We start from the raw sequence: 14759 nt of genomic DNA, 5'->3' as shown, positions 1-14759 counted from the left end.
ATGTATAAATTTGAAGAGATTATTAATTATATGAAGAGAGAGCTTAAAAAGCACCACAAAGATTACTTAACTCAAGAAGAAGTCTTTGATATCTTAAGCTCAAAAGGTTTATCTATTGATGAAGACACTATTGATGATTTTATGTCAGAATTAAAAGATAACAATATTATTATTGATGATGTTGACTTTGGTGACAATGATGACTATACAGAAGCTGATTTTGAAGATGTAGCACCTGCAAAATCAAAAAAATCTAAGAAAACAAAAGAAAAAAGTCTAGATGACTATGATTTCGAAAAATTAACTGACCTTGATGACCAGGAGCCTGACTTTGATGGTGGCTTTGATTCTGATGATATGGATGATGATGAGTATTATGAAGATGACGAAAACGAAGATTACTACACAATTCCAGATGAAGAAATAGAAGCTGATGAAGAAGAAGAGGAAGACGAAGAAAAAGAAACTGAAGTTCATAGATTAAGCGATGAATTCTTTGATGATGCAGGAATTGATTCAGGTTTTGATGATATGGATTTAGTTTTTGAAACTTACGATGAACCAATCGAATTAGCTGATGATACAAAAATTAAATACAACTTATCAAACAAACTTACTGAAACAAATGACATTGTTAAATGATATATGCGTTGAATCGGTAAATATGGAGAATTATTAACTTTAGAAGAAGAAAAACACTTAGCTAAATTAATGGAAAAAGGTGGTTTCAGAGGAAAAAGAGCAAGAGATAAACTTATCCAAAGAAACTTACGTTTAGTTATTAACAATGCTAAAAAATACAAAAACAGAGGACTTACATTTATTGACTTAATTTCTGAAGGTAACTCAGGTATCTTAAAAGCTGTTCAAAAATATGACGTTAACAAAGGGTTTAAATTCTCAACATATGCTACTTGATGAATTAGACAAGCTATCACAAGAGCTGTAGCTGACCAAGCTAGAACAATCCGTGTGCCTGTTCATATGGTTGAAACAATTAACAAAATTTCAAAAATTGAACGTGAATTACAACAAGAATTAGGAAGAGAACCATCTGATGAGGAAATTGCAGAAAGATACCAAAATGGATATGATGCTGCTAAAGTTAGATACATTAGAAAAATTAATATTGACCCTATTTCATTAGATAAACAAGTAGGTAAAGAAAACGATTCATCATTCAGTGACTTTGTTAAAGATGACAACATTGTTTCGCCGGTTGATTATGCTTCACAAGAAGAATTAGAAGAAATCTTATTAGATATGGTTAACAACCTTGATCCAGAAGATAAAAAACTTATTTGTAAACGTTTTGGTATCGGTGTTGATGAAAACGGAAATAAATACAGAGTGCACTCATTAGAAGAATTAGCAATAGACCGTGGAGGAGTTTCTAAAGAACGTGTAAGACAAATTGAAAACAAAATCTTACGTAAACTTAAATCAGATCCAAAACACGGTAAAAACTTAAAAGACTTTATTAGAAACTAAAAACAACAATTAAACAAAATTAGGAAAAATAGATATTATGAGAGAAAAAAGTTTAAAAATTAAAGATTTTATTGAATTATTAAACAAAATGTACCCATTAGAAAACAAAGAAATTTGAGATCCATCAGGGTACTCAGTAAAAACAGTTCAAGCTAAAAAATTCAAAGGTGCAGTTTTAGCAATCGACCTTACAAAAGAAGTGCTTCAAGAAGCAATTGATAATGATTGCAACGTTATCTTAACACACCACCCATTCAAATTCGAAAGAAGATGAATTGATGAAGATTACAAAGCACCATACAAAAGAGAAATCTTAAATTTACTTAGAAAACACCAAATTACAGCATTCTCAATGCATACAAATTACGACTGCGATCCAAAAGGTACTTCATACCAAATTGCAAGATACATGGGTATAGAAGCAAAACAAAATGAAGAATTAACACAAAAATTCTCATCAGTTGTTGACGCTAATTTATCATTAAACCAAATTAAAGAATTATTAGAAAAAAGATTAGGATTGCACTCATTTAGAACTAATGTTGCACCTGAAAACTACGATAAAAAATTCAAAACAGTTGCAATCTTAAGTGGAAGTGGATACATTGGACAAATTAATGATTTAGCTACAAAATGTGACTTAATCATTTCAAGTGACTTTAGATGAAGTGACTGAATCGTATTTGACCAAACAAACACAAACATTTTAGAAGTTCCACACTTAGATGAAGAAGTATTTGCGCTTGATATGTATGAACAACTTCAAGAAATGCTTCCAAATCATAAATTCATTTTTGTCAAAACTAATGTGCCATATCACAATATGTAATTGACTAAATTTAACTGCTATAAAGCAGTTATTTTTATTTTTATAATAGTGTGCAAGCTTTAAAAGTTTTGCTACTTTAAACTTTTATTACTATAAACTAAACAACAAAGTGCAATCTTTAAAAAAATAAAAATGTATAATTAATAAAATTTATTTTATTAATTAACTAAAAGGGTGTTATGAACAATAAAAATCTAGCAAATTTAATTAGACCAACTAAATTAGAAGACATTGTCGGACAAAAGCACGTTGTTAAATTACTTGAAAAAGTTATTGCAAACAAAATAACAACAAGTTTTATTTTCTTTGGTGAATCAGGAACCGGTAAGACAACAAGTGCAATGATTTTGGCTAACCAATTAGGTCTTAAGTATGATTTGTTTAACGCATCAGTTGATAATAAAGATAAATTAATTAATATTTTGAAAAATAATGATGTAATCATCATCGATGAAATACATAGATTAAATAAAGATAAGCAAGACATTTTGTTATCTTATCTAGAATTTGACAAGATTATTGTTTATGCAACTACAACAGAAAACCCTTACTTTAAAGTTGTACCTGCTCTAAGAAGTAGAATGCAAATTGTGCAGTTTTTTAAGATTTCAGAAGATGAAATCGCAGAGAAACTTAATCAAATTGTTAAGGAAAGTTTTCCTAACTATTTAATTAGTATGGATGTTCTAAAAAACTTAGCTAGATTTTCTTCAGGAGACTTAAGATTAAGTATTAACAATTTACATATGCTCATTTTATGTTCTGATCCAGGTGTAGAAATTACTAAAGAGCAACTGAAACAAGTTATTCCGAATATTAACTTCTACAGTGACTTAAATTCAAGCGCACATTACAACAATTTATCTGCATTTCACAAATCTCTTAGAGGTTCAGATGTAAATGCTGCACTGTATTATGGGATGTTAATTTTAAAAAGTGGAGATGTTGATGGATTATTCAGGAGAATGATTTGTGCATCATATGAAGATATTGGTCACGCTTCACCGAATGTAAGCTTAAGAGTGCTCAATGCAATTGAAGCTTTTGAGCGACTTGGAATGCCCGAAGGAAAATTACCAATTGCTTTTGCAATTATTGATATTGCACTAGCGCCAAAAAGTAATTCAACATACATTGCAATCGAAAACACAGAGCAAATCTTAGATTCAGGACAAATTTATCAAATACCAAAACATTTAAGAGATTCACATTATGCATCAGCGGTTAAATTAGGTGATGGAGTTGATTACAAATATCCACATAACTACTGAAACAATTATGTTAATCAGCAATATTTACCAAAAGAATTATCTAAAGCAGAATTTTATTTTGCTGGATTAAATGAAAACGAACAAAAATACAAAAAATATTGACAAAAAATCAAGGAAGCAATTAAGGAGGATTAGATGAATTTAAAATTAGAAAACATTAATTCATTAGAAGATCTTAAAGTAGCAAAAGCAAGTGTATTTTCAAATGAAGGAGAAATTTACAAACTTCAACAAGAATTAAAAACAGCCCCAGTTGAACAAAAGAAAGAAATCGGACAAAAAATTACAGTTCTTAAAAAAGAATATGAAGATTTCTTTAAGTTAGCTGAAGAAAGAATTCAAAAACTTGAAATTGAAAAGAAAATTAATTCAGAATTTATTGACGTAACAATTCCTGTTTTAAAACCTGGAGCATTACATCCAATCACACTTGTTGAAGAAAGATTAAGAGATTGATTTTTCCAACACGGATACTATGAACGTAAAGATGGTGAAATTGTATCTGATGAATATAACTTTAAACGTTTAAATATTCCAGATGATCACCCTGCTAGAGGGATGCATGACTCACTTTACATTACAGAACAAACTTTATTAAGAACACATAATACAGGTATTACTGCAAAAGTTCTTGAAGAAAATCCTAATAAGGAATTTTCAACTTTTGCTATTGGTAAAGTTTACAGAAATGATGAAGATGATGCAACTCACTCACACCAATTTACTCAAATTGACTTTGTTACAGTTGGAAAAGTTTCATTCTCTAACTTAATTTGAACTCTTAAAGATTTACTTTCATATGTTTTAGAAGAAAACGTTGAAATCAGATTAAGACCAAGTTACTTCCCATTCACTGAGCCAAGTGTTGAAGTTGATGTATTTTACAAAAATAGATGAATTGAAATTTTAGGTGCCGGTATGCTTCATCCAAGTGTTTTAGAAATGGCTGGTTTTGATTCATCATTTAACGGTTTTGCAGCTGGTATTGGAATTGAACGTATCACAATGATTAAATATGGTTTTACAGATATAAGAGATTTATACAGAAATGATTTAAGAATAATGGAGCAATTTAAAAATGAAAGATAGTTTTTTAAAAATATTACAGTCAGAAGGTCAAAAACCATACTTTACAAAAATTTTAGATAAATTAAAAGAAGAAGAAAGAAATGGAGTTAAAGTTTTTCCACACCAAATGGATTTATTTAAACCATTTGAATTCTTCCAAGTTAATGAAACTAAAGTTATTATCTTAGGTCAAGATCCATACCACACATTAGGTTTAGCTGATGGATTAGCATTTTCAACATATGATGACAAATTTGCTCCTTCACTAAATAATATGCTTAAGGAACTTAAAAAAGATTATCCTAAAACAAAATTAGAAACAACTTCACTTGTTCCTTGAGCTAAACAAGGTGTTTTATTATTAAATACAGTTTTAACAGTTGCTCAAAGCAAGCCTGCTTCACACTTCAGAATAGGATGAGAAACTTTCACACACAAAGTAGTTGAGGAAGTAGTTGCGCAAAACCCTAATGTTATTGTAGTTGCGTTAGGTAAAAAAGCACAACAATTCATTAAAGATATAGCGATTAATCCTAAGAACTTAATTGAACTTGCACACCCAAGTCCATATAGTTACAACAAAGGTTTTGCAGATTCACACTTATTTAAAACTATTAATAAAAAACTTAAACAAAACAATGCAGAACCAATCAAATGAGATTTAACTAAAGGAGGAAAGTAATTTATGATTTTATCTTTAAAACATTTAAATAAATATTTACCAAATATTAAGTTAGATGCAAAAGAAGTAGAAAAAGCATTAAACAACTTAGGTTTAGAAGTTGAATCAGTTTCACCTTTCTCTGACGTTAAAGGTTTATTATTTGCAAAAGTTTTAGAAGTTTCAGTTAACCCTAATTCAGACAAATTAGATGTAGTTAAAGTTTTAACAAAACAAGGTGAATACACAATTCAAACAAATAATAGAATTTTAAAACCGGGAGACCTTACAATTTGCTTCCCAACAGGTGCATCAAAAGGTGATTTTGTTTTCGCAGACAAAGAAATTAAAGGTGTTTTATCGCAAGGAATGTTCGGTGCGTGATCTGAAATTGGATATGATAATTCACTTTTATCATATACTGACTCAATTTTAGTTTTACCAAACAATTTTGCTGCACTTGAAGAAGATGCAATGGAACTTTTAGGTCTTAATGACACACTTATTGAAATTTCAGTAACGGCAAACAGAAATGATGCGAACTCATATTATGTTTTAGCTAGAGAATTAGCTTCATATTTTGATACCGACTTTATAAGTGTATTAAAAGAAATACCAAGTTCATTTACAACACAATTTACAGTTAATAAAAACAAAGCACAACATTTATCATTTACAGAAGTTAAAGGTAAAAAAGAAATAACTTTATATGAAAAAATGTTACTTGCAAAACACGGTATTGATACAAAATTTGACTGAGCAGTTAATTTAACAAACTTAACATTAATTAACTATGGTGTGCCTGCTCACGTTTATGATGCTACAAAATTAGAAAATAATTTAAGTGCAGATTATTATTCAGGAAAATTAGTTATTTTAGGAAATAAAGAAGTTGAATTAAATAATGTTTTAACAATTTTTGCTAACAATAAACCTGTTTCAGTTGCTTGCGCTATGGGTCTAGAAGACACGAAAGCTACAGAGCAAACAAATGATTATTTATTTGAAGTTGGAGTGTTTAAGTCTACAGATGTTAGACATTCATCTAAAGAACTTAAATTAATTTCAAACTCAGCAGCACAAGGTGCAAGAACAATTACACCTGAATTAGCAAGTTTAGCAGTTAAATTCATCAGATCATACTGCAATGATTTACAAGTCTCAAATACAATTGGTGAATTTGAATTTGCTAGCTATAAAGAAATAAAAATTGATAATGAAAAATTAAAGGTTTACTCAAATAAATCAGACAATCAATTAATTGAATTTAACAAAGCTAAAGAACAATTAAGTAAATTAGGATTTATCTTTGAAGTAGACATTGTTAAAGTTCCTAACTATAGATATGATGTTAACTTATTTGAAGATGTTATGGAAGAATTATTCAGATTCTATTCATACAGCAACTTTAAAGAAGAAATTGTTAAAAACGTTCCATTAATTACACAATCAAAAGATAGAACAAAAAATATTATTAGTGGAATGGGTTATTCAGAAGTTAGAACATTTATGCTTGTTTCTAAAGAAAAAGCAGACTTTAAAGTTTTAGACTTAAAAGAAACTGTCGGACCTTTATTAACATTCGTTTCTAAAGAAAGAGAATACGTACGTAATTCAATTATTGTTTCATTGCAAGAAGTTGTTGAATACAATCAAAAACGTAAATTAAACTCAATTAACATTTTTGAAGTAGGAATGATCGGGAACTCTAATGAAGTTTTAGGTCTTGCTTCAACAACTAAATCATTCTTTGAAATGAAACAAGATATTATTAATTTTGCAAAATTAGATTTAGAATTTGTTCCTTTAAAAGACAATGCTTTAGTTCATCCAAATGCATCTGCAAAAATTGTTTACATTGACCAAAACACAGGTGCACAAGTTGAATTAGGTTGATTAGGTAAAATTCATCCATCAATTGATAAGACAAATGCATTCTATGCCGAATTATTCACAGATGTGATTAAAAACATTAGAAACAACGAAACAGCAACTAAATTCCAATCAGTTAATACTGAACCATACAAAACACTTGACCTTACATTTGAACTTGCAAATGGTGAGTACATTCAAGATAAAATTAATCAAATTAAATCAGTTTCAAATTGTTTCAGCATTGACCAAATTGATGATTACAAAAAAGAAAATTCACACAATGTAACACTTAGAATTACAGGTTCAAGTGAGCAAATTGAAAAAATAGATTCACACTTTAATAACTAGGAGACCTATGTATTCAGATATTAGTTTAAAAGATAAATTAGTTCAAGATGCAATTAACAATGAACTAAAAAGACAAGAAGATCACATTGAATTAATCGCTAGTGAAAACTATGTTTCAGAAGATGTGCTTAAAGCTCAAGGTAGTGTTTTAACAAACAAATATGGTGAAGGCTACCCAAATAGAAGATATTATGGTGGATGTGAAAATGTTGACGTAGTTGAACAAGCTGCTATTGATAGATTAAAAGCTATTTTTAGTGTTAAATTTGCTAACGTGCAACCTTATTCAGGTTCAGTTGCAAATGCTGCTGCTATTGCATCAGTTGTACCTAGTGGTGGAAAAATTATGGGGCTTTCACTTAGTTCAGGTGGACACTTAACACACGGATACAAAATCAGTTTTAGTGGAATTTTCTATGAATCAGTTTCATATGATTTAGGTAAAGATGGAATTTTAGATTATGATGCAATTTTAGAACTTGCTCTAAAAGAAAAACCACACTTAATTATTTGTGGTTATTCAGCTTACTCAAGAACAATTGATTTTGCTAAATTCAGAGAAATCGCTGATAAATGTGGTGCAAAATTACTTGCTGATATAGCTCACATTGCAGGACTTGTTGCTACTGGAGAACACCCATCACCAGTTGGTTATGCAGATATCATTACTTCTACAACACATAAAACATTACGTGGAGGTAGAGGTGGAATCATTATGACTAATGATGAAGAAATTGCTAAAAAAATTGACAGATGAGTATTCCCTGGATACCAAGGTGGGCCATTATTCCACGCTATAGCTGGAAAAGCTGTAAGCTTTTATGAAGCTATGCAACCTATGTTTAAAGAATATGCAAAAAACATTAGATTAAATGCAACTAAGTTCTGTAATAAATTCATTAACAAAGGTGCAAAAATTATTTCAGGTGGAACAGACAACCACTTATTTATGATTGATGTTTTATCTACATACAACATTAGCGGTAAAGAAGCTGAAGAAATCTTAGGAAAAATCAACATTACATTAAACAAAAACACAATTCCATTCGATACACTTTCACCGTTTGTGGCAAGTGGTATTAGAATTGGAACTGCTGCTATGACAAGTAGAGATTTCACAGAATGAGATAAATTAGCAGACATAATTGATTACACACTTAGAAATTATGAAATGTTAAGTTCAGAAAATGGAATAGATAAACTAAATGAACTTAAACAAGAAGTTTTAGAATTAACTAAAAAATTCCCAATCAAAAAATCATATTTATAAGATGCAATTGCATCTTATTTTTTTTCTTTTATAACAGTCCCGTAGACTTAAAAGTAAAAAAATGTAAATCAAATTTAAATAAGCTAATAAATCTTGAAATTTAACAATCAGATATTGTGTATAGTGTTTAGAATTTGTTAAAATAGACAGATAAAATTCAATAAATTTATTTATAAATTTATTAGGATTACTCAAATTTTGAGTAGGTTGGTACATTTATGAAAAAAAGAAATAAGAAATTAATAATAAGTTTAACTCTGGGAGCAGCTCCGATTCTTTCATTGACTGCAATTTCAGGAATTGTTCAACAAAGAGTTTCTTGAACAGATGAAAATAAAGCTTATTCACTTGATACACAAACACAATTGAATTTAAGTGATTGAATGGCTGATGTTGATGGGAACAAATTACTATCAGAGCTTTCTATACCAGGAACTCACGATAGTGGTATGTATGATGGTAAAGGTTTTAAGTGAATTTTTTTCGGTTCTGCTTGAGCTAGAACACAATACAAAAATTTACCTAACCAATTCAAAATGGGTATTCGTTATTTAGATATTCGTTTGGACAGATACAATTTAGTTAATCATGGTGGAGTAGATTCGAATTGATTATATTTACAAAATGTGTTAGATGAGTGTAAAAAATTCTTAACTGCACACTCAAGTGAAACAATCATTTTACGTATAAAAGATGAAAGTGTAGATGTTGGTAATTTATCTGTTACAGATTGTATAAAATGAAGAAACTCAATAATTGATAATCTTTATAAATTCAAAGATATCCTCTTCAAAAATGATTCTCGTAATAATAATCTGAACCCAACACTTAATGAACTAAGAGGTAAAGTTTTTGTTGTAAATAACTTTCACCACAAAGTTTATTCAGATAATAACTATGGAACTTTCATTGATCACGGTAATAACTGAAATATACGACAAGATGCATACGATTCAACAGAAGATGTAAAGAAGAGAATGTTTGAGAATATGACAAACATGTATCAAGATCCAAATGATTTCCACAATGACATAATGACCAACTTCCTTTCAAGATCTAACGGTGAGCAACCTTGAAGAACTAGTGAACCTTTAAATAAATGACTTGTTAAAAAACTTAAAGAAAAAGAAGATCAATGAGAACAATTAGGAATTGTACCAATGGACTTCCCTGGAGATGCCCTTGCATTAGCTATAGTCCGTAAAAACTATATGTATAGTCAAAGAGTAATTAACCGTGGAATTTTCGGAAGACAATTAAATACGATTCCTGTTACTAAATTATTTGACAATACATCGATTATTGAATTAAACCAACCGATGAAAGATTACTTTGTTGAAGTTTACAAAGGTAATAATCTTTTAGAAAAGAAAAAGATAACTGATACAAACACAAGAATTCAGTTAGCTAATAAATTTGTTTTAGGCGATTCAATCAAATTAGTTTTCTACAAAGAAACTCCAACAAACATTTACTATCCAACTCCAAAAAGAATTTTAAATGTTGAAGGAACACTTACGGTTTCTAGAAATGAAGAATATGTAAATAAACTTCTTAGAATAGGGAGAAGTTATGTGGCATATTCAGATACTCTTGCTAATACAACTTACCAAAATTTCATTAGATTTCATATTCAAAATGAAATTGTAAGTGTAGCTAATTCATATATCATTCAACCAATGACTGACCAAAGAGGTGAATGAGCCGACTTATTTGATTCAGATAAAACTGAAGTTCAAAATAAAATTACAAACTTAAAAAATGCTTATGAAGCTTTGAAATCAGATATAAAAACATTTAATTCATCAGTTCCATTTAGAAATTCTCAATTAAGTTTTATAACAACTGTTGACAAATCTAAATTATCAGAAGATAGTTATCAAGCATTTCAAGATGTAATTACAACAATTCCTAAATTACCTGAATATCAAAATGTTCTTAACATTTACATCAAGAAGAAAAATAAATTAGCTGGATTAAAAACAATCTTGAATGATCTTCAGGATTATTTAGGACTGTTCAATCAAAAAGTTACTGACTTAGATTTAGATAATTTACAAATTAACTACCAAGATAAAAAAGCAGAATTTAACCAAAATATTCAATCTATTCAGGTTATTATCAAAGAAACAATTAATAATGATACAACTATTGATTTTACGAATGTAAAAAGCAGATTACAAACTCATTATAATAAATGCACTCAAATTATTAAATCACTAGAAGACTTAAAAAAACAACATGATCAAAACTTATATAGAGAAAGATTAAGAGCTGCATTACAAAAATGTGAAGAACAAAAAACACAAATCAATTACTTAATTGATAATAGTGGTTGAGCAACTAAAATTGATCAATTAATTACTGAAATTAACGAGCAATTAACACTTTCAGAAATTCAAGAAACAAAAGTTAATGATATTGAACAACGTATGCAATCTGCTATTTCGATGTTAAATGGACAATCTAATTTAGATTCAATTAGACAATCTATTTTGTCATCTAAATATTTAGAACAAAGCGTTATTGATCAAAAAGTTGCTGAACTTAACCAAAAAAGATCTTATGCAGACGTAATTGCATTGCAAAATGCAGTTGAGGAATTAAATAATTTTGAACATCAAGCTATTAATCAAACAATTGATAGTTTATCTAACTTAACTGATACACAAGAATCAAGTGCAAAAACTGCAGTTGAACAATGTGCAAATAGAGTTGCGATGAATTCAATAGTTTCAAATGTAATTAAATTAAACAACTTTAATGCTCAACTCAAGAATTTTGATTCTGTAAAGTCATCAATTAACTATATAGAAGCATCAACAGATCTTAAAAAAGCTTATGATAATGCAGAAATAGTAGCTAATACAGTTAAAAATTCAAATACATTTGATAGAGGAATTGAAAATATTGATACTGCAATACCGAACTTGCAGATAGCAAAAAACAACTTAGATGGTCAAAGAAGATTAGATACTGCAAAAGCAGAATCTAACAAAAATATTGATAAGTTAACTTACTTATCAGATAATGTTCAAAAACCAGCTGCTAAAACCTCTATTAGTAATGCGCAAACTGTAAATGATGTAAATTTAATTGCTTCTAATGCTACAAAATTGAATACTGCATTAGAACAACTCTCAATTGCTGATTCGAAATTAAATCAACCAGCATATACAGAAGCTGCGAATAATAAAAAACAAACATTTTATTCTGCTAAAAGTGCAATAGACAATATCAAATCAAATTCAGACTTTACAAGATCAATTTCTAATATTGATAGATTAACAGTTAACTTAAAAAACGCTATCAAGGGTCTTGATGGTGATTCTAAATTATCATCTGCAAGAACAACTGCATTAAATGAGTTGAATAAATTAACTAATTTAACTGGAGAACGAATAAAAGCTGCACAAGATGTAATCAATGCTGCTAACACAATTAATTTAGTTAATTTAAAATTACTTGAAGCTCAAAAACAAAATGCAATCAACAAAATTAATTCATTATCTAACTTAGGACAAACCAAAAAAGAAAAAGCGGCTGAATTAATAAATAATAAAACTACAAAAACTGAAATTGATGCAATTCAATTAAACTATTCAAAAGTTGATTATGCACTTCCGAAAATTAAAGAAGCTGAATATGAAAAATCAACAATAAACTACACTGAAGCTGAAGGTTCTAGAAAAACAAACTTTGATACTATATTGGACAGTTTACTACCATTAAAATCACAAACTGATTTTTCAACATTGCCTGCTAACTTTGATGCAAATGTTATAACTCTTGAGAATGCAAAAGGTGACTTGAATGGATTAGACAGGCTTAAAAAAGAAAAAGAACAAGCTAACATTTTCATTTCTAATTTAAGTGAATTATCAAATGAACAAAAAGATACTTTTGCAAATAGCATAACTTCAGCTAACTCAATTTCAGAAGTTAGAGATATTAAAAACAATGCTGAAAAACTTAATAATGCTTTAATTGAATTAAAAGCAGCAAGACAAACTGCAAAATATGAATTGACTAAATTAACACACTTATTAGAAGAACAAATTGCAGAAGCAAATAACCAAATCGATGCTGCAATAACAATTCAATTAACAAAAAACATTGTTACAAACGCAACAAATGTTGATGCTGCAATTGAACAAGCTCAAAGATTTAATGATGTTAAATCTAAACCACAATTTACAGAAGCTGATTCAGATAAAAAACAAGTTGCTCAAACAGCGTTTGACAACTTATCAGGTGTAGAAAGAGTAACAGACTTTACAACAAGTCCTATTGCTGACATTACAGAAAAAACGGAATCTCTTAATATTGCAATCAACTCACTTGATGGTCAACAAAACTTAGATGCTGCAATAGCTGCTGCTAAATCTGCTATTGATGCATTGCCTAACTTATCAGACGATGAGAAAAGAGACGCAAAAACTGAAGTTGAAAAACAAACAACTATCGCTAATGTTGCTGATAAATTATTAAATGCTAAAAAACAAGATGCATCAAATAAAATTGACTCATTATCAAACTTATCAGATGATGTGCAAAAACCAGCTGTTAAAGCTTTAATTAACTCAAAAGCAACTAAAGATGAAATTGATGCAATTGTTGTTAATGCAGAAAAAGTTAACAGTGGTATTGGAGCACTTAATGATGAAGTTGCGATAAAAGAAGAAGTTCAATACAAACAAGCATCAGATGATGTTAAAGAAAACTTTTATAATGCTATAACTGCATTAGATGGATTATCAAGCTACACAGACTTTGAAACTCCGTTTGACCAATTAGATACTAAATTACAAGCCGTATCTGAAGCTAAGGGTTCATTAAATGGTAAAGATAGATTAGATGCTGCAAAAGCTGAAGCAATTAAAGTTATTGAGGCACTTGAAAACTTAACATCAGTTCAAAAAGATGCTGATAAAAATGAAGTTGAAGCTGAAACATCAATTACTGATGTTGAAGAAAAATTACTTGAAACTCAAAAAGAAGATGCTATAGTTAAAATTAACTCATTATCTAAATTATCGGAAACTCAAAAAGAAAAAGCTATGAAATTAATAGAAGCTAAATCTGGTAAAGCACAAATTGATAAAGTAGTTTCAAATGCTTCAAGCATTGATGCAGCAATTGCTAAAGTTGAATCTGCTAGAGAACTTGAATCAGAAATCGAATACACACAAGCTTCAAATCAAGATGTATTTGATGATGCAGTTACTGCTTTAAATGACTTAACAACAACACTTGACTTTGATGAACAATATCCTAACTTAGATAACAAGTTAGATACATTAAAATCAACTCACGATGCTCTTGATGGTACTGGTAGATTAAAAACAGCTAAAGAAGAAGCGCTTACTGCTATCGAAGCTGCTTCAAACTTATCAGATACTCAAAAAGAAGCTGCTAAAAACACAGTAAGCAGCTTAAATGAAGTTTCTAAGATTAAAGATATTAAGAATAATGTAAAAGAAGTTAACAGTGCATTTGATGTTGTTGAGAATGCTGAAGCAATGAAAGAAACAACACAATACATTCAAGCTGATAAACAATTTAAAGATGCATTTGATAATGCATTGGCTGCTTTTGAAGAAATTAAAGCAAAAGAAGACTTTGCTACAGAAATTCCTAATTTATCTGAAAAATTAGTTGTACTTCAAAAAGCTACAGACGCTCTTAACGGTAAAGTTAAACCAGAAACTAAACCTAAAGACCCTGCTAAAGAAGAAGACAAAAAAGAAAACACAAGTAGTGGTTCAAACTTAGTCGGTCCAGTTGCAGGTGGTTTATCAGGATTACTTGCATTAATTGGTTCAATCTTTGGATTTATCTTCTACAAAAAACGTAGAAAACGTAATAAATAATTTTTAAATTTAAGCTTTCATCCTAGTGATGAAGGTTTTTTATTTTGTTTTTGCCAAAAAAGTGAAAGAAAAA

General features: G+C 29.2%; 8 protein-coding genes. All 8 read left to right on the top strand.

All coding sequences use genetic code 4. From position 1 onward, the window contains the following. Nucleotides 1-1491, top strand: coding sequence for an RNA polymerase sigma factor (locus VBN07_RS01215; protein WP_323177507.1), 1491 nt, complete (start codon nt 1-3; stop codon nt 1489-1491). 37 nt (nt 1492-1528) lie between these two features. After that, nucleotides 1529-2320: a Nif3-like dinuclear metal center hexameric protein gene (locus tag VBN07_RS01210; protein ID WP_323177506.1), complete on the top strand. Its 792-nt coding sequence runs from the start codon at nt 1529-1531 to the stop codon at nt 2318-2320. 179 nt (nt 2321-2499) lie between these two features. Continuing rightward, the gene (locus VBN07_RS01205; RefSeq protein WP_323177505.1) at nt 2500-3726 is read left to right on the top strand and encodes a replication-associated recombination protein A; all 1227 of its coding nucleotides are present in this window, start codon (nt 2500-2502) and stop codon (nt 3724-3726) included. Further along, nucleotides 3727-4680 (top strand): phenylalanine--tRNA ligase subunit alpha, encoded by a 954-nt coding sequence (gene pheS, locus VBN07_RS01200; RefSeq protein ID WP_323177504.1) that lies wholly within the window; start codon nt 3727-3729, stop codon nt 4678-4680. Next, a complete protein-coding gene (locus VBN07_RS01195; RefSeq protein ID WP_323177503.1) occupies nt 4670-5341 on the top strand; it encodes a uracil-DNA glycosylase in 672 nt (223 codons plus the stop codon). Before pheS ends, VBN07_RS01195 begins: the two co-directional genes overlap by 11 nt. Before the next feature lie 3 nt (nt 5342-5344). Further along, nucleotides 5345-7543 (top strand): phenylalanine--tRNA ligase subunit beta, encoded by a 2199-nt coding sequence (locus VBN07_RS01190; RefSeq protein ID WP_323177502.1) that lies wholly within the window; start codon nt 5345-5347, stop codon nt 7541-7543. Between the two features lie 7 nt (nt 7544-7550). Further along, nucleotides 7551-8813: a serine hydroxymethyltransferase gene (gene glyA, locus VBN07_RS01185; protein ID WP_323177501.1), complete on the top strand. Its 1263-nt coding sequence runs from the start codon at nt 7551-7553 to the stop codon at nt 8811-8813. 218 nt (nt 8814-9031) lie between these two features. Next, complete coding sequence (locus VBN07_RS01180; protein ID WP_323177500.1) at nt 9032-14686, top strand: phosphatidylinositol-specific phospholipase C domain-containing protein; 5655 nt, start codon at nt 9032-9034, stop codon at nt 14684-14686. The last annotated feature ends 73 nt before the right edge of the window (nt 14687-14759 follow it).

Source organism: Mycoplasma sp. 4404 (assembly GCF_034863325.1).
Lineage (GTDB): Bacteria > Bacillota_I > Bacilli_A > Mycoplasmatales > Metamycoplasmataceae > Mycoplasmopsis.
Note: the sequence above shows the minus strand (reverse complement) of the source record. Positions and strands in the feature narration are given on the sequence as shown.